Source organism: Bradyrhizobium sp. 26S5, from assembly GCF_036923295.1.
Taxonomy (GTDB): domain Bacteria; phylum Pseudomonadota; class Alphaproteobacteria; order Rhizobiales; family Xanthobacteraceae; genus Bradyrhizobium; species Bradyrhizobium septentrionale.
Map to the genome: position 1 here is coordinate 7,945,412 of NZ_CP145948.1, position 17,482 is coordinate 7,962,893.

Here is a 17,482-nt window from a genome sequence, read left to right on the forward strand (position 1 = left end):
ATTACGATCAGTTGACCAGATACGCATCCGGATCGGGCGAGTCCGACGGCTTGGTGAACTGCTTCTTCAGCTCCGGCCCGAGCGGCACGTTGAGGTTCAGGCCCTTCGGCGGGATCTTCTGGTTGAACCACTTGGCGTAGATCTTCTCACCCTCGGCGCTGGTGTAGAGCGCGGCGGTGGCGGCATCGACGACCTTCTTGAACGGTGCGTCATCCTTGCGCAGCATGATGCCGTAGGGCTCCGGCTTGGAGAACGCGTCCTTGGAGATGACGTAGTCGTCCGGCGACTTCGAGCCGGCGACCAGGCTCGCGAGCAGGATGTCGTCCATCACGAAGGCCACGGCACGATCGGTCTCGACCATCAGGAAGGCCTCGGCATGATCCTTGGCCGGGATGATGTTGACGCTCAGCCCGCGCGCGAGGTTGGCCTCGGTGAGCTGCTTGATATTGGTGGTGCCGGCGGTCGAGACCACCGTCTTGCCCTTCAGGTCGTCGATCGAATTAATCTTGCTCGCCTTCTTGGTGACGTAGCGGCTCGCGGTCAGGAAGTGCGAGTTGGTGAAGGCGACCTGCTTCTGGCGCTCGGCATTGTTGGTGGTCGAGCCGCACTCGAGGTCGACGGTGCCGTTGGCCATCAGCGGAATGCGCGTCGCCGAGGTCACCGGGTTGAGCTTGACCTCGAGCTTGTCGAGCTTCAGCTCCTTCTTCACGGCATCGACGATCTTGTAGCAGATGTCCATGGCGTAGCCGATCGGCTTCTGGTTGTCGTCGAGATAGGAAAACGGGATCGAGGAATCGCGGTAGCCGAGCGTGATCGCGCCGGTGTCCTTGATGTTCTTCAGCGTTCCGGTCAGATCCTCTGCCTGCGCCTGGCTCGCGCCGAGCGCGGCGGCGAGCGCGAAGCCGATGAGATAGTTGCGTGTCATACGTCTACTCCTTGCGTGGAAACGATCGATTTACTGCATGAGAATGTCGGCGAGGACGGGTGCGATATAGCGGCGAAACTGTTCGGGATTCTCGCTCATCGGAAAATGACCGAGCTTCTCCATGATCGTAACGCTGGCGCCCCCTATTGCCGCTGCCGTCCGCCTCGTGTCCTCAGGCGTGCAGGAGAAATCATACTCGCCCGTGAGCAGGTACAGCTTGCATACTTTAGTATCGATTGACGCGACCCGACCGCGCAGGTCGCCATCGACACGGTAGAAATACAGGTCGCCCTTGAACACGCCGGGGCCGCCCTGCTTGTAGGCCCACAGCGTTTCCATCCGCGCAGGCTGCGGGCTCTGCGGGGCAATGAGCCCGGACACCAGCGCAGCGCAGACTTCGCCGCCGTGGACGTCCGGACGGTTCAGCCAGTTCGTATCATACCACGGCGCCTGGAAATCGGCGGCCTCGAGCCCGATCAGCGCGCGGAATTCGGCGGCATGTTCGATCGCGAGGTTGAGCACGATGCGGCCGCCGATCGAGCAGCCCATCACGACAGGCTTCTCCAGCCGCAGCGCACGGCAAAAGGCGCGGATGGTCTCGGTGTAGCGCGCAGTGGTGAGTTGGTATTCATCGCCGGTCCAGCTCATCGGCGGATTCGACTTGCCATGCCAGGGCATATCGAAGGCAATGATGCGGAAATTTTCGGCAAATTGCGCGTCATCGAGCAGATGCCGCCACTGCCGCGCGTCGGCGCCCGCCGTGTGCAGGCAGACCAGCGGGATGCCCTTGCCGTTCTCCTCGAAATAGATCCGGTGCAGTTCGCCGCCGATCTCGACGTGAACGTAGCGGCCGACCATCGGCTCGATATGACCGTTCATGGGACGGCCGCTCATGATAGGACCGCCGCAAAATGCTGCCGCGGCAGCGCCAGCAGGTCCTTGAAATATTGCAGATGCGCCATGAAGGGATGCAAATCGCCTTCCAGCACCGCCTCGCCACGCTTGGTCAGCGCCAGCAGATCGTGCCAGCCGGGTTTCGGCTCGACCTGCCAAAAGACGGCCCAGGCCTGCGGCGTCGCGCGATAGGAGAAGCGCCACGAGCGCATCAGGACCGGCGATGGCGTGAGCTCGACGATGCGGCCGCTGCGGATCGCGGCATGAAACGGCCGCGCCATCTCCCCGATCAGGCAGTCGCAATCGAGCAGCCGTCCCCGCGAGACCAGCGAAGGTGCCTGGTCGAGCAATGCGGCAAGGCCGGCAAACGCCCTCGTCACAGCGTCGTCGGTGGCGTCAGGCGATAGCGTCATCTGTCGGGCGGCGTTCCTGCAGCGGGGCGGCACCATGATGACGGCAAGCGCGCGATCCCGCAAGGCACCGATGCCCTTGGGTTCCCTGGATTATTCGCTTGACCAAACGCGGCTTGCGAGTCCATGGCGCGGACCTCCGCGCCCTCCCCGCACGCCTTGTTCACTGCTGTCTGAGCGGCGTAGAATGGCTGTGCCCCGCACGGCCCCACAAAATGACCCGGATCAGCATCCGCTTTCGCCGCTCGCATTGAAGATCAGGATCGCGCTCCGCGAGACGGGCGCGCGCTTCGAGACTGCGCCCTTCACCCAGGCCGCAACCAGGCCGAAAGAGAGCAAGTCATGACGGCAGATCAAAACGCCCTGATTCTTCACCAATACGACATCTCGCCGTACTCGGAAAAAATCCGCGGCGCGCTCGGCCTCAAGGGCCTCACCTGGTGGGCCTGCAACCAGCCGTCGATCATGCCCAAGCCCGAACTGATCGCGCTGACGGGAGGATACCGCCGCATCCCGGTGCTTCAGATCGGCCGCGACGTCTATTGTGATAGCGAGCTCATTCTGGACGAGATCGAGCGCCGCTTTCCCGCCCCGTCGATCTTTGCATGCGGCCGAGCCACCGCGGAGACCTATCGTCTGTGGGCGGACGAGAAGCTGTTTCCGACGGTCGTGGGCTTGCTGTTCTCAGGAGATTGGGATGTCAGCGAGGCCTTCATCGCCGACCGCTCGGCGCTGCGGGGCCGGCCGTTCGATCCCGAGGCGTTCCGCGCGGCAGTACCTGGCTTGACCGAAGCGCTGCATCGGCACTTGAGGCTGCTGGAGATGCAGCTTGAGAACGGCAATGCCTTTCTGGCGGGCGAGCAACCGGGTGCAGCCGATCTTCAGGTCTTCCACAATGTCGCGTTCATTCGCTGGGGGAAGGGGCGTACGACAGCGTTGCTGGACCAGCATCCGGGCCTGCGCGCCTGGGAGGCGAAAATGCGCGCGATTGGACATGGCATACGCCATGACATCGGCAAGGACGACGCGCTCAGAGTAGCCCGCGAAGCACCGGTGTCTGCGGCCGTTGGCGGCGCACGCGTGAGCTACCAGATCAACGACGCCAATTCGCCGCCGATTGCGGGCAGATTGGTTGCGGAGGACCCGCAGCGGGTGTCGATCCTGCTGGAAAATCCGTTTGCCGGCACCGTCGTGGTCCACCTGCCGACGACCGGCGGCCGGCTGCACCGCCTCGACTGAACCGCTTGCGTTCCTGACAAAGCGCGACGTTGATCTTGCGCGGGTTTGCTTGGTGCTCACCGCGCCAGCCCGGCGCTCGCGTGGCGTTGGATGAAGGGGCTCTGCGGAAAGTCGAGCTGCAGCCGCGTCGACGCTGTGCTCCCTCGCCCCGTTCTTACGGGGAGAGGGTTGGGGTGAGGGGCTGCCTCCGCGAGTCGTGCACGCCGTCGGACCTGTACCCCCTCACCCGGAGCGCATCTGACGATGCGTCATAGCCGAAGCTTCGCTTCGGCGTCTCTTTTTACGAACGGCCGCCTAAGGCGGCCTATGCCTCTCCCCGCAAGCGGGGCGAGGTGAAGCCCCGGCTAACCCGCCTTCACCACACGCCCGTTCTTCGGCGCCTGGGCCATCGCACGGGCCAGCACCTGGGCTTCCTTCTTCAGCATGTCGGCGAGCTCGCCTTCGCGGCGGCGGATGCGATCGCTCGCGGCACCGATCGAGAGCGCGGCGACCACCTCGCCGGCATCGTCGCGGACGGGAACGCCGACGCCGCCCATGCCGGGGAATGCGGCGTCGATCAGCACGGTGTGGCCGGCCTTGCGCGCCACGGCGATCCGCTCGCGCAGGAATTTTGGCGTGATGCGCGGCGATTTCGCGAGCCGCGGCACGATCACCTCGATCACGGCCTCGATCTCGGCATCCGGCAGCCAGACCAGAAGCGCCAACGCGCCGGCGCCGACGCCGAGCGGACGGCGGCTGCCGATCTGCAGATAATTCGGCTGCAGCGGATGGCTGCCAACCGAGCGCGCCAGATAAAGCGCCTCGACACCGGAGCGCACCGACAACAATGCCGTATCGGCTGAGCGCTCCGACAGCCGCAACAGGCTCGGCTGCGCCAGCTCAGCGATGTCGACCGAACGCCGCGCGCCGACCGCCATCACCCGCGCCTCCTGGCCGAGCTCATAGGTCTTGGCGCCGGCGACCCTGGAGACAAAACCTTCCTCGATCAGCGAATTGAGGATGCGCAGCGCGGTCGCCTTGTTCAGCGAGGTGGTGTCGGCGATGTCGGTGAGCCGCAGCGGCGAGCGCTGCGCCAGCACGCGCAGGATCGCGCAGACCTTCTGGATCGCGTTGAACTTGTCGGGTTGGCCCGGCTCCGGCGGTGGCCTCTTGCGGCTGGTCCGTGCGGTCGCAGTCGTGGAGGCGTTCATGCCTTGGCCTTCCTTGCCCTCAATCCGAATTCTGAACCGGACACGACCAATGGAACGCGTCCGGCGAAGCGTCATCCTAAAACGGATGACGCTCGCCGGACATCGTATACTTTCGTCAGATGAAACTTTGATTTCAACTATCTACGGTGCTGTGCAGCAACAAAGATTTTCGAATTTCGCATCACGAAATCAAGCCAACCGCAAGGATGCACGGCCCCGGTGGTGGCCGTCGACCCTTCGAGACGCCGCTTCGCGGCTCCTCAGGGTGACGGGGAAAAATGCAGATGCCCGGGTCGTCTCGCGAAGCCGCGCTTCGCGCTTTGGCCCGGGCATGACGAAAGCAAAAATACGGGCGAGCCCTTCAACCCTTACGCGCCGTCTCGCCGAGATCCCAGAACAGGCCGGCCATGATGGTCAGCGCCTCCTCGGTCACCGGCAGCAGGATGTGCTCGTCGGGGGCGTGCTGCGAGCAGCCCGGATAGGAATGCGGCACCCAGATCGTCGGCAGGCCGAGGCCTTCGGAGAACACGTCGTTCGGCAGCGAGCCGCCGAAGTTCGGCAGCACCGCCGGCGCCTTGCCGGTGGTGGTGCGGATCGAGTTCGCCGCCCAGTCGATCCACGGGCTGTCCATGTCGGTGCGCGAGGCGCCAAAGCGCTGCGCGCCCGAGACTTCGACCATCGGGAAACCGTTGTTGTGCAGATAGTCGCGCACCCCATCGATCACTTCGAGATATCTTGTGCCGACCACGAAGCGGAGCTGCAGCACCGCGTTCGCCTTGCCGGGAATGGCATTGGCCGGCTTGTCGATATTGCCCGACGACATCGCCAGCACTTCCAGCGTGTTCCAGGCATAGAGCCGCTCGGCCGCGGTCAGGCCCTCCTCGCCCCAATCCTCCGCCAGCTGCGGTTCGTCCGCCGTCGGCTCGACCTTGACGTCGGCCAGCGCGGCGCGAACGCGGTTGGAGATCGGCGGCGGTTTGAGGATCTCGAGCTTCATGCGGCCCTTGCCGTCGACCAGGCTCGCGATCGCGTTCACCAGGATCGTGGCGGGATTGGCCAGCACGCCGCCCCAATTGCCGGAATGATTGCCGCCCTCGCGCAGATTGACGTCGAGATGGATGCGGTTGCCGCCGCGGCAGCCGAGGAAGATGGTCGGCCGCTCCGCCGACAGCCGCGGCCCGTCGGAGGCAATGAACAGATCGGCCTTCAGCTCCTCGCGATGCGCCTCGCAGACCTCGCGCAGATCCGGCGAGCCGATCTCCTCGCCGGTCTCGATGATGAATTTGGCGTTGAACCCGAGCTTGCCGCCGCGCGCCTGCTTCACCGCCCGCAGCGCCGCCATGTTGATCGAGTGCTGGCCCTTGTTGTCGGCGGTGCCGCGGCCATAGACGCGATCGCCCTTGACCGTGGCCTGCCAGGGATTGAGCCCGTCACGCCATTCGCCGACCATGCCGTCGACGACGTCGCCATGGCCGTAGGTCAGCACGGTCGGTCGCACGGCGTCTTCCTGATAGCCGGCGATCAGATAGGGCCCGCGGCCGGTCGGCGATTCGATCAGCCGGGTCGTGAAATCGAGCTCGGCGAAGGCCGGCTGCAGATTCTCGACCAGATAGGCGCGCAGCGCATTGGCCTTGTCGGCATTCAGGCTCTCGGTCTGGTAGCCGACCCTGCGGTCCAGCTCCCGCAGGAACTGTCCCGATTGAAAATGCTCTCGCACCGTTGCGATTGCGTCGGCCCGTGTCGCCATGATTGTTCCTTCGTCCGGTCCCGTCTTGGCATGATCCCGCCGGACAGCTGTGTTGCACATCCGGATCATGCTCTGGAGAGGCGCAACCTATCGGGATCGGATCACGTCCGGAAGGGCGTGAAATGCGAATGGGCCTTGCCAAAACGTGGGAAGTCGCAACAAGTTGATGCAGGGACGCCCGGCATCCGACCGGGCAGCAATCGAAGCGACGCGCTCAAGGTTTCGACAATGACAAAGCAAATCCGGCTCAACGCCTTTGCCATGAATTGCGTGGCGCATCAGTCGCCGGGGTTGTGGACTCATCCGCGCGACCGCACCAAGGACTACAACAAGCTGTCCTACTGGATCGATCTGGCGAAGACGCTGGAACGCGGGCGGTTCGACGGGCTGTTCCTTGCCGACGTGCTCGGCGTCTATGACGTCTATGCCGGCAATCCGGATGCGGCGCTGCGCAACGCGGCGCAGACCCCGGCCAACGAGCCCTTGATGCTGATCCCGGCGATGGCCGCGGTGACCGAAAATCTCGGCTTCGGCGTCACCAGCAATCTGTCCTTCGAGCCGCCCTACCCGTTCGCCCGGCGGATGTCGACGCTCGACCATCTGACCGGCGGCCGGGTCGGCTGGAACGTGGTGACCGGCTATCTCGATTCCGCCGCGCGCGGCGCCGGCAAGGACAAGCAGACCGCGCATGACGACCGCTACGAGCTCGCCGACGAATATATGGAGCTGGTCTACAAGCTCTGGGAAGGCAGCTGGGAGGACGACGCCGCGATCCGCGACGTCGCGCGCGGCATCTTCACCGATCCGAGCAAGGTGCATCGCGTCGAGCACGAAGGCAGCAATTACCGGCTCAACGCGATCCATCTGTCGGAGCCGTCGCCACAGCGCACGCCGGTGCTCTACCAGGCCGGCACCTCGCCGCGCGGCCGGCAGTTCGCTGCCGAGCACGCCGAATGCGTGTTTATGTCGGGGCCTTCAGCGAAAGTGATTGGCCCGCGGGTCTCGGCGATCCGCGAACTCGCCGCCGAGAAGGGCCGCAACCCGGCCGAGATCCTGATGTTCTCGATGATGTGCGTCGTCGTGGCCCCGACCGAAGCCGAAGCCAAGGCAAAGTACGACGAGTATCGCAGCCATATCAGCCATGAGGGCGCGCTGGCGCTGATGTCGGGCTGGACCGGCGTCGACTTTTCGACCTATTCGCTCGACCAGGAGGTGCGCCACGTCCAGAACGACGCCGGCCGCTCCGCGATGGACAATGTCACCCGCGCCGATCCCGATCGGGTCTGGACCGTGCGCGAGGTCGCCGAGCATGTCGGCATCGGCGGCGCCGGCCCGGTCGTGGTCGGCTCACCCGAGCAGGTCGCCGACAAGATCGAGCAATGGTTCGAGGACACCGACGTCGACGGCCTCAACGTCGCGTTCGCGATCTCGCCCGGCGATTTCGAGGATATCGCCGACATGCTGGTGCCGGAGCTGACCAAACGCGGCCGCTACAAGCGGGAGTACGCCAAGGGCACGTTGCGCGAGAAGCTGTTCGGTGCGGGGCGTGCAAGGCTCGACGCGACGCATCCGGCGAGCCGATATCGGGTGAAGCCGCGGGAAGCGGCAGAGTAGACACTGTTCGTCCCGTCATCCTGAGGTGCGAGCTCTTGCGAGCCTCGAAGGATCGACGGCCACCGGCCGGGCCGTCGACCCTTCGAGACGCGCTTCGCGCTCCTCAGGGTGACGGTGAGAAAGCAATCGCGCGTCGTACGCTCAATTCACCGAATTGCTCACCATCACCTCGATCAGCTTCGCGCCCGGCCTGCTGAACGCGGACTTCATCACGCCCTTCAGGTCCTGCGGGTCGGTGACCTTGATCGCCTCGAGCCCGAGCGAGCGCGCGACGCCGGTGAAGTCGACCGGCGGATCGATGAAGTCCATGCCGACGTAATTGTCGTCGCCATGGAAGGCGAGCAGGCGCTGCTTGATGATGCGGTAGCCGCCATTGTTGACGATGACGAAGGTCAGCGGCAGCTTGTGGTTCGCTGCGGTCCATAGCGACTGGATCGAATACATCGAGGAGCCGTCGCCGGAATAGCACACCACCGGGCGCTGCGGATTGGCGAGGCTGACGCCGACCGCGGCCGGCAGGCCCCAGCCGATGCCGCCGGAGGCGAGCGCGTGATAGCCGTAGCGGTCGCGATGCGGCCGCAAGCCGATGATCTGCCGCGACGAGGTCAGGCCCTCGTCGACCAGGATCGCATTGTCGGGCATCGCCTCCACGACCTGCAGCGCAAGCCAATCCGGATCGATCGGTGATTTCTGGCTCGCCTTCGAGATCTGCTCGACCAGCGCCTTGCGCTTCGCCGCCCAGTTCTTCGTCGACAATGCCGCGAGCCCCTGCCTTGCACGCGTCTCAAGCGCGCCACCACCAAGCTCTTTCAGAGCTGGTACCAGCGCGCGCAGCGTTTCCTTGACATCGGCCTTCACCGCGATCTCGGCGCCATAGTTCCTGGCAAGATCGCTGTCGACCAGCCCGACCTGCACGATCGAGAGCCCGTCCGGCAGCGGATCGACCTCGCTGTAGACCGACATCCGCAGGGGATCGCCGCCGAGCGCAATCAACAGATCATGCGGCGCCAGCACGTCGCGGGCGACCTTCTGCAGCCGCGCGATCGCACCCATGAAGCTCGGGCTTTCGGAGGGGAAATGCGAACCATAGGGCGTCGGCGATTGCCAGGCCGGACAGCCCAGCGTCTCGGCCAGATCGGCGGCCTCGCGCAGCGCATCGCTCTTCACGATCTCGTCGCCGACGACGATCACCGGACGCTCCGCTTTCAGGATTCGCGCGGCCAGCGCTTTGAGCGAATCCTCCGACGGCCTGACGCGGGTGTCGATGCGGGTGGAGCGTCCGAGCTCGATGCCGGCCTCGGCATTGAGGATGTCGCCGGGCAGCGAAATGAACACCGGCCCGGTCGGCGGCGTGGTCGCGATCTTGGCGGCGCGGCGCACGATGCGCGGCAGGTCTTCGAGGCGCGTCACCTCGACCGCCCATTTCACCAGCGGCGTTGCCATCTGCACCAGCGGGCCAAACAGCACCGGCTCGGTCAAGCCGTGGCCCTGCTCCTGCTGGCCGGCGGTGAGGATCAGCGGCGTGCCGGTGAAGCTTGCATTGTAGAGCGAGCCCATCGCATTGCCGAGGCCCGGCGCGACATGGACATTGCAGGCCACCAGCTTGCCGGAAGCGCGGCTGAAGCCGTCGGCCATCGCGACCACCAGGCTCTCCTGCATCGCCATCACATAGGTGAGGTCGGGATGGTCCTTCAGCGCGTGCATGATCGGCAGTTCGGTGGTGCCGGGATTGCCGAACAGATGGGTGACGCCTTCATCCTTCAGCAGCGCCAGAAATGCCGAACGGCCGGTGATGCGATTCTTCATGTTCCCTCCGAGCCCATCAGCGCGTTGGCCGATGGGACCGGGGGAGATGACCAAACTTGCGCTGTGGGAGCAATCGAGCCGCCGGTCATGGCTGCATTCCGCAGGCGCGCGCCTGAGGCAAAACGCTCTCTAGAACATCCCCTCGCGATCGCTGCGCTTCTTCTTTTTAGAACGCTGCCAGACCACGCCGGGATAGCCTTTCAGCGGCACCAGCGGCTCGCCGGCATAGGCCCATTCCTGCAGTTCCTCGATCGCGATGTGATAGAGCGGCTGCCGGCCGGTGCGGCCGGAGAACAGCGCGCGTGGGATGTTGACCATGTGCGGCGAACGTGCGCGTTCGTAGGAAATCGGCGTGCCGCAATTGGCGCAGAAGCTGCGCACCGTTTTGCTGGCGGCATCCTCGTAGCGCGAGAGCTCGCTCTCGCCTTGCGTGATACGGAAGCGCTTCTTCCAGCTGCCGACATAGGTCGCGTAGGCCGCGCCATGGGCGCGGCGGCTGGCGGCGGTGTGATCGTGCCAGGCCCAGCGCGCCGGCACGTCGATCTCGAACCGCACCTTGCCGCACAGACATTGCCCTGCCGCGGGCTTTGCGAGTGCGACGGGTTTTGGCTTTTTGCTCGATGCGAACTCGTCGTCTTCCGGAAACATCGGGGTCTCCCATCAAGCCATTGTAGCCCGGATGCAGCGAAGCGACATCCGGGAACGGCCTCACGTTCGGCCCCGGATATCGCTTCGCTCATCCGGGCTACGAGAACAACCGCGCGTCTATGCCTGCGCCATCTCGTCGTGGGCAGGATAATCCGTGTAGCCCTTCTCCTCGCCGGCGTAGAAGGTCGGGCGATGATACGGGGTCAGCGGATAGCCGCGCTGCAGGCGGCGCGGCAGGTCGGGGTTGGAGATGAAGTAGCGGCCGAAGGCGATCGCGTCGGCATGACCTTCAGCGAGCGCGCGCTCCGCGCTGTCACCGACAAAGTTGCCGGCTGATATCAGCACACCGCTCCACATCGGGCGGTACAGCACCATCGCCGACGGCACGTTCTGCCAGTTGACGTCGGCGCGGCCGGTGCCCGACGCGCGCGGCTCGATGAAATGCAGATAGGCGAGCCCGAGCTTGTCCAGCGCCTTGATGGCGTGGCTGTAGAGCGGCATCGGATCGGCCTCGCCGCTGCCATTGGCGATGCCGTAGGGCGACAGCCGCACGCCGACGCGGTTGGCGCCCCACACCTCGGTCACCGCCTGCGTCACTTCCATCAGGAAGCGGACGCGGTTCTCGATCGATCCGCCATATTGGTCGGTGCGCAGATTGCTGCGCGATTGCAGGAACTGCTCGATCAGATAGCCATTGGCGCCGTGGATCTCGACGCCGTCGAAGCCGGCGGCGAGCGCGTTCTTCGCGCCCTCGCGGTAGGCCTCGACCATCAAGGCGACCTCGCCGGTCTCGAGCGCGCGCGGCGTCTCGTAGTCGACCACCTTGCCATCAGCAGTCATCGCCCTGAACTCGGGCAGGATCGCCACCGCCGACGGCGCCACCGGCAGCGCACCATCGGGCTGGAACGAGGAATGCGAGACGCGGCCGACGTGCCAGAGCTGCAGGAAGATCAAGCCGCCCTTGGCGTGCACCGCATCCACCACCTCGCGCCAGCCCGCGATCTGGGCCTCGCTATAGATGCCGGGGACGCCGGGATTGCCGAAGCCGCTGGCGACCACGGGTGAGGCTTCCGCGATGAGCAAACCGCCCGGCGTGGCGCGCTGCGCATAATATTCCGCGTTCAGCGGCCGCGGCGCGAGACTCGGCCGCGCCGCCCGCATCCGCGTCAAGGGCGCCATCACGACACGGTGCTTCAGCTCATAGGGCCCGACCTTGAGCGGCGAAAACAGCGACGGAGAACTCATGCCTACCCCGATTATTCTTTGTATTGGACCGTTATCTCACGGGTTCATCTTGTTCGCAAAAGCAGGTAGTGGCAATCTGTCGAACAGACTAGCAGGCTTGCCATGTCGAAACAGAGCGCCACATTGCTCCCCTCGTTGAGCGTCCGCATCGATCTCGATGCCGAAGACCGGATCGGGCCGGGCAAGATTCTGCTCCTCGAACGGATCAAGGAGTGCGGCTCGATCTCGGCTGCCGGCCGCGCCATGGACATGAGCTACAAGCGCGCCTGGGACCTGGTCGACGAGATCAACCGCATCTGCCGGCAGGCGGCGGTGGAACGGCAGACCGGCGGCAAGAATGGCGGCGGCGCGGTGCTGACCCCGTTCGGCCTCTCCCTGGTGGCGCGCTACCGCAAGATCGAGCGCGATGCGGCGACCGCCGTGCGCAAGGACCTCGAAGCGCTGCGCAGCGACATCGGCAAGCCGAAGAAGGCCGCGGGGCGGTAGACGCAAGAACCGGCGGCCGTCGCAGGGACACGCTACGAAAATATCGAAAACAACCCCATGCAAAGTAGCCGGCGGCGGCCGGCGTTCGACAAGGCAACTTGACGCGTCGGGCAAATCAGGGATATATTTCTAATATTCAGAAATCATGCAGGCATTGAGGTGAGGGGCTTCCCTCCGCGCATGACCTATTGGCGAGACCTGTACCCCTCACCCGGATTGCATCTGGCGATGCAATCCGACCTCTCCCCGCAAGCGGGGAGAGGTAAGAAAAAAGCGAGCGCTAACCCGTCTTGATCCAGACCGCCTTGACGTTGAGATATTCCTCGACGTGCTGCTTGCCGGACTCGCGGCCGTAGCCGCTCATCTTGTAGCCGCCGAACGGCACCGCCGGATCCATCGCCTGGTAGCAATTGACCCAGACCGAGCCGGCGCGCAGCGCCTTGGCGACCTGGTGCGCCTTGCTGACATTGGTGGTCCAGACGCCGGAGCCGAGGCCGAAGGTGGTAGCGTTGGCGCGCTTGATCAGCTCGTCCGGATCCTTGAACGAGATCGCCGAGATCACCGGGCCGAAGATCTCCTCCTGCGCGATGCGCATGTTGTCCTGCACATTGGCAAACACCGTCGGCTGCACGAAATAGCCCTTCGACAGCGCGCCCTCGGTGAGGCGGCCGCCGCCGGCGAGCGCCTTGGCGCCTTCCTTCTGGCCGATGTCGAGATAGCCGGACACCCGCTCCATCTGCTGCTGCGACACCAGCGGGCCGATCTGGGTGTTGGGATCGAGGCCGTTGCCGACCTGCAGCTTCTTGCCGAACTCGGCGACACGGCCGACGAACTCGTCATAGACCTTCTGCTCGACGAACAGCCGCGTGCCGGCGCTGCAGATCTGGCCGGAATTGGCGAACACCGCCATCGCCGCACCCGGCACCGCCGCGTCGAGATCGGCATCGGCGAACACGATGTCCGGCGACTTGCCGCCGAGCTCGAGCGAGACGCGCTTGAGGTTGCCGGCCGAGGCGCGGATGATCGACTGGCCCGTGATGTGCGAGCCGGTGAAGGCGACCTTGTCGACATCCGGATGCGAAGCGAGCGCGGCGCCCGCGGTCTCGCCATAGCCCGGCACGACGTTGACGACGCCGGGCGGGATGCCGGCCTCCATGCAGAGCTCGCCGATGCGCAGCGAGGTCAGCGGCGATTCCTCCGCCGGCTTCAGCACCACGGTGCAGCCGGTCGCGATCGCAGGGCCGATCTTCCAGATCGAGGCGGTCAGCGGCCCGTTCCACGGGATGATGGCGCCGACCACGCCGATCGGTTCCTTCAGCGTGTAGGAGAAGATCTCGCCGGGCAGCGAGTTCTCGATGGTCTCGCCGTGGATCGCGGTCGCCTGTCCGGCATAGTAGCGCAGCATGCCGAGCGCGCGCAGCTTGTTGCCGCGGGTGCGGCTGATCGGCGCGCCCATGTCGAGCGTGTCGAGCTGGGACAATTCCTCGAAATTGGCTTCGACCAGCTCGGCGAGCTTGAGCAGCAGGTTCTGCCGTTCGAACGGCTTGACCTTGCTCCACGGCCCTTCGAAGGCGCGGCGCGCCGCCGCGACCGCACGGTTGATGTCCTCGGCATCGCCCTCGGCGACGGTCGCGAGCAACTCGCCGGTCGCGGGATTGTGTGTCTCAAACTTCTTGCCGGAGGCGGCGTCGACCCATTTGCCGTCGATCAGCATCTTCTTGTAGGAGCCATCGGCATAAGGATGGCGCGTGATCGGAATAGCCTGCGAAACAGCCATGTTTGCACTCCCTGTAAAATGTCGGCTGAGGTCTTTTGGAAGCGTTATATCGGCGATTCTACAGCGCAGGCGCGAAACCGTAAAGCGCAGCCGGCGTTGTCGAGGGCGGCACGCATGAAAACCTCCCATGCGCCAGCGCATATGGTTCGCGCGCTATGATAAGATTTGAACGTCAGCCACACATGTGTCCGGAGACCGCCGATGCCCCACCCCGTGATATCAGCCAATCATGTTGCCGTGATCACCGGCGGCGCGTCCGGCATCGGGCTTGCCGCCGCGTTGCGGTTCGCCGAGGCCAGTATGAAGGTGTGCATCGCCGATCTCGGTGATGACAGGCTGAAGGCGGCTGCGACAAAACTGTCATCTGCAGCGCCGGGCGGCGCAGCCGATATCATGACGGCTGCTGTCGACGTCAGCCGCGCGGAGGCGGTCGCGGAGCTCGAGGCCAGTGTCGCCAGGAAATTCGGCGGCACCGATATCCTGATGAACAATGCCGGCATCCAGCCCGGCAGCGCGATGTTCGGGCCGGCGGACAATTGGCAGCGCATCCTTGGCGTCAATCTGTGTGGCGTGATCAACGGCACGCAGGCCTTTGCGCCCAACATGATCAAGCGCGGCCGGCCGGGGCTGATCATCAACACCGGCTCCAAGCAGGGCATCACCACGCCGCCGGGCGATCCTGCCTACAACGTCTCCAAGGCCGGTGTGAAGGCGTTCACCGAGGCGCTCCAACATGAATTGCGCAACACCGACGGCTGCAGGATATCAGCGCATCTGCTGATCCCGGGTTTCGTCTTCACCGGGCTGACCGCGCGCGGCCGCACTGAGAAGCCGGCCGGCGCCTGGACGGCAGAGCAGACCGTCGACTTCATGATCGAGCGCCTCGATGGCGGCGATTTCTATGTCCTCTGCCCCGACAATGACGTGCCGCGCGCGCTCGACGAACGCCGCATCCTCTGGGCCGCCGGCGACATCGTCGAGAACCGCCCGCCGCTGTCGCGCTGGCATCCGGATTTCGGCGACGCGTTCGCCGCCTTCGTGAAGGGGGAGTAAGAGGCAGGGAATCGTAGGTGGGTAGAGCGAAGCGAAACCCATCATCTCGCCTGCGGCCCGCTATCTGATGGGTATCGCTTCGCTCCACCGATCGGCTATTTATCCCGTCATCCTGAGGTGCGAGCGGAGCGAGCCTCGAAGGATGCACGGCCCGGCCGGTGGCCGTCGATCCTTCGAGACGCGCGCAAAAGCGCGCTCCTCAGGATGACGGTGATAGTCCGGAGCGTGGGTTGGCCGAGCGTAACCCACCAACCCTCCGCGTAACGAAAGAAGACGGTGGGTTACGGCTTCGCCTAACCCACCCTACGCACCTTGCTCAATTCGCCCGCACGCGAACCGGCGTTACCGGCTGCGCCACCAGCGCCTCGCCGAGCTCGCTTTGCTGCGCGCGTGGGATCGAGAAGCAGACGCTGAAGCCGTCCGATGTCTTGAGCGTCACCATGCCCTGGGCCGGATCGGTCGACTGCTCGATCACCCATGAATCCAGCGGATAGGCGTAACGCAGGGTCTGGTCGCCGAAGCGGGTCTGCAGCGCCTTGCTGATCAGCCCGGGCAGCGTCATGACCAGCGCGCCGACCTGGTTGATCGACAGGCGGATGGTTGCGGGGTCGCCCTTGCCGTCCACGAAGCCAAGCGAAATGGCGCAGCCGTCGGGCGCGACCTCGCAGGTGGTGAGCTCCTGGGTTTCGATCTGCATACCGGTACTCCGGATCATCGTTATATTCCGTTCAATATATCGCTGGGACGGCCAGCGTCCAGCCCCAATGTATCCTGCGACCCGTCCGGCGCAGTCGCGCGCGGCGTTAGAATAGATTGAAGCTCGCGGCTGCCCCGTTGACGCTGGGCCGGCAACCGCGAATAAATCACCACAAAGATCAGGCTGATTTTTTCTTCGTCATTTTCCAGAGAATTGACTCGGTTCGGCAGTGAGGGGCGGGCCGTGGATGGCCGTGGCTTCCTTCCTGCGACCGTGATATATACACGGATATAGCGAGGCCTATAAGGGCCCGTTTGACCAGGGAGAGCAAAGCCTATGAGTGATTACAAGCTTCTCATCGACGGCAAGATGGTACCCGGCGACCAGACCATGCCGGTGCTCAATCCGGCGACCGAAGAGGTGGTGGCGCAGTGCCCGCGCGCCTCCAAGGACCAGCTCGACAAGGCAGTCGCCGCCGCGAAAGCCGCCTACCCCGCCTGGGCCGCGCCCCCGATGGAAGAGCGCCGCAAGCTCATCATCAAGATGGCCGAGGCGATCGAGGCCAACACCAACGAGCTCGCCCACATCCTGACCAGCGAGCAGGGTAAGCCGCTCGCGGATGCCACCGGCGAGGTCATGGGCATGGCCGGCTTCTTCCGCTATCTGGGCTCGCTCGATCTGCCGATGCGCGTGGTCGAGAATTCCGGCGACCGCAAGGTCGAGGCCTACCGCCGCCCGCTCGGCGTGGTCGGCGCGATCATTCCCTGGAACTATCCGCTGCTGATCCTTGCGTTCAAGCTGCCGTCGGCGCTGCTCGCCGGCAACACGCTGGTGGTGAAGCCCGCGCCCACCACGCCGCTGGCCTCACTGCGCTTTGCCGAGCTGATCAAGGATATCCTGCCGAAGGGCGTGCTCAACTTCATCGCCGACGCCAACGATCTCGGCGATCACATGACCAAGCACCCGGACATCCGCAAGATCTCCTTCACCGGCTCGACGGCGACCGGCCAGAAGGTGATGGCGAGCGCATCGCAGACCCTGAAGCGGATCACGCTCGAGCTCGGCGGCAACGATGCCGGCATCGTGCTCGACGACGTCGATCCGAAGAAGGTCGCGCCCGGGATCTTCGAGGGCGCGTTCCAGAACTCCGGCCAGGTTTGCCTCGCCATCAAGCGGCTCTATGTCCACGATTCGGTCTATGACGAAATCTGCAACGAGCTGGTCGCGATCGCCAAGAACACCGTGGTCGACGACGGCTCCAAGCAAGGAACGAAACTCGGGCCGCTGCAAAACAAGATGCAGTACGAGAAGGTGAAGGCATTTCTCGACGACGCCCGCAAGAACGGCAACGTGATCGCCGGCGGCGCCGCGATGGACCGTCCCGGCTATTTCATCGAGCCGACCATCGTGCGCGACATCAAGGAAGGCTCCAAGCTGGTCGACGAGGAGCAGTTCGGTCCGGTGCTGCCGGTCATCAAATACTCCGACAAGGATGACGTGATCCGCCGCGCCAACGCCACCACCTATGGCCTCGGCGCGTCGGTGTGGTCGTCGAACATCAAGCGCGCGCATGAGATCGCGACCCAGATCGAGGCCGGCACGGTGTGGATCAACAAGCACCTCGACATGGCCCCGAACATTCCGTTCGGCGGCGCCAAGCAGTCGGGCATCGGCACCGAATTCGCCGAGGAAGGCCTGGCCGAATTCACCCAGCTGCAGATCATCAACGGCCCGCCGGCCGCCTGATCGCC

15 protein-coding genes are annotated in these 17,482 nt (G+C 64.8%); 5 read left to right on the forward strand and 10 right to left on the reverse strand.

The features are described 5' to 3' along the window. Positions 1-7 precede the first annotated feature (7 nt). Genes V5279_RS37465 through V5279_RS37475 form a run of 3 tightly spaced genes read right to left on the reverse strand, consistent with a single transcriptional unit; the run spans position 8 to position 2,232 of the window. Positions 8-925, reverse strand: coding sequence for an amino acid ABC transporter substrate-binding protein (locus V5279_RS37465; RefSeq protein ID WP_338691941.1), 918 nt, complete (start codon positions 923-925; stop codon positions 8-10). A gap of 30 nt (positions 926-955) precedes the next feature. Continuing rightward, positions 956-1,819, reverse strand: a complete 864-nt coding sequence (locus tag V5279_RS37470; protein ID WP_338691942.1) for an alpha/beta hydrolase — start codon at positions 1,817-1,819, stop codon at positions 956-958. Next, on the reverse strand, positions 1,816-2,232 hold the full coding sequence (locus V5279_RS37475; protein ID WP_338691943.1) for a hypothetical protein: 417 nt from the start codon (positions 2,230-2,232) through the stop codon (positions 1,816-1,818). The genes V5279_RS37470 and V5279_RS37475 overlap by 4 nt, the downstream gene beginning before the upstream one ends. A 339-nt stretch (positions 2,233-2,571) precedes the next feature. Between V5279_RS37475 and V5279_RS37480 the strand changes: the two genes are divergently transcribed. Beyond that, a complete protein-coding gene (locus V5279_RS37480; protein WP_338691944.1) occupies positions 2,572-3,468 on the forward strand; it encodes a glutathione S-transferase family protein in 897 nt (298 codons plus the stop codon). 344 nt (positions 3,469-3,812) lie between these two features. On the opposite strand, the gene V5279_RS37485 is transcribed toward V5279_RS37480, so the two are convergent. Both V5279_RS37485 and V5279_RS37490 read right to left on the reverse strand, forming a co-directional pair. Then, entirely contained in the window at positions 3,813-4,658 is an 846-nt protein-coding gene (locus V5279_RS37485; RefSeq protein WP_338691945.1) for an IclR family transcriptional regulator, read from the reverse strand. Between the two features lie 361 nt (positions 4,659-5,019). After that, complete coding sequence (locus V5279_RS37490; protein ID WP_338691946.1) at positions 5,020-6,405, reverse strand: M20 family metallopeptidase; 1,386 nt, start codon at positions 6,403-6,405, stop codon at positions 5,020-5,022. A gap of 228 nt (positions 6,406-6,633) precedes the next feature. On the opposite strand from V5279_RS37490, the gene V5279_RS37495 reads away from it, so the two are divergent. After that, positions 6,634-8,019, forward strand: a complete 1,386-nt coding sequence (locus V5279_RS37495) for an LLM class flavin-dependent oxidoreductase (RefSeq protein ID WP_338691947.1) — start codon at positions 6,634-6,636, stop codon at positions 8,017-8,019. 141 nt (positions 8,020-8,160) lie between these two features. Here the strand turns inward: V5279_RS37495 and V5279_RS37500 are convergent, their stop codons facing one another. The 3 genes from V5279_RS37500 to V5279_RS37510 form a co-directional block, all read right to left on the reverse strand. After that, the gene (locus V5279_RS37500; protein ID WP_338691948.1) at positions 8,161-9,825 is read right to left on the reverse strand and encodes a thiamine pyrophosphate-binding protein; all 1,665 of its coding nucleotides are present in this window, start codon (positions 9,823-9,825) and stop codon (positions 8,161-8,163) included. A 129-nt stretch (positions 9,826-9,954) separates the two neighbouring features. Further along, positions 9,955-10,473, reverse strand: a complete 519-nt coding sequence (locus V5279_RS37505; protein ID WP_338691949.1) for a GFA family protein — start codon at positions 10,471-10,473, stop codon at positions 9,955-9,957. 117 nt (positions 10,474-10,590) lie between these two features. Continuing rightward, positions 10,591-11,718 (reverse strand): alkene reductase, encoded by a 1,128-nt coding sequence (locus V5279_RS37510; RefSeq protein WP_338691950.1) that lies wholly within the window; start codon positions 11,716-11,718, stop codon positions 10,591-10,593. A 102-nt stretch (positions 11,719-11,820) separates the two neighbouring features. Between V5279_RS37510 and V5279_RS37515 the strand changes: the two genes are divergently transcribed. Next, entirely contained in the window at positions 11,821-12,204 is a 384-nt protein-coding gene (locus V5279_RS37515; protein WP_166210251.1) for a winged helix-turn-helix domain-containing protein, read from the forward strand. Positions 12,205-12,484: 280 nt separating this feature from the next. Here V5279_RS37515 and V5279_RS37520 read toward each other — a convergent pair whose 3' ends face one another. After that, positions 12,485-13,981, reverse strand: a complete 1,497-nt coding sequence (locus V5279_RS37520; protein ID WP_338691951.1) for an aldehyde dehydrogenase family protein — start codon at positions 13,979-13,981, stop codon at positions 12,485-12,487. Between the two features lie 201 nt (positions 13,982-14,182). Here V5279_RS37520 and V5279_RS37525 point away from each other — a divergent pair, with 201 nt between their 5' ends. Next, complete coding sequence (locus V5279_RS37525; RefSeq protein ID WP_338691952.1) at positions 14,183-15,034, forward strand: SDR family NAD(P)-dependent oxidoreductase; 852 nt, start codon at positions 14,183-14,185, stop codon at positions 15,032-15,034. A gap of 316 nt (positions 15,035-15,350) precedes the next feature. Here V5279_RS37525 and V5279_RS37530 read toward each other — a convergent pair whose 3' ends face one another. Continuing rightward, on the reverse strand, positions 15,351-15,731 hold the full coding sequence (locus tag V5279_RS37530; RefSeq protein WP_338691953.1) for a hypothetical protein: 381 nt from the start codon (positions 15,729-15,731) through the stop codon (positions 15,351-15,353). A gap of 336 nt (positions 15,732-16,067) precedes the next feature. Between V5279_RS37530 and V5279_RS37535 the strand changes: the two genes are divergently transcribed. Continuing rightward, on the forward strand, positions 16,068-17,477 hold the full coding sequence (locus V5279_RS37535; protein ID WP_338691954.1) for an aldehyde dehydrogenase family protein: 1,410 nt from the start codon (positions 16,068-16,070) through the stop codon (positions 17,475-17,477). Positions 17,478-17,482: the final 5 nt, after the last annotated feature.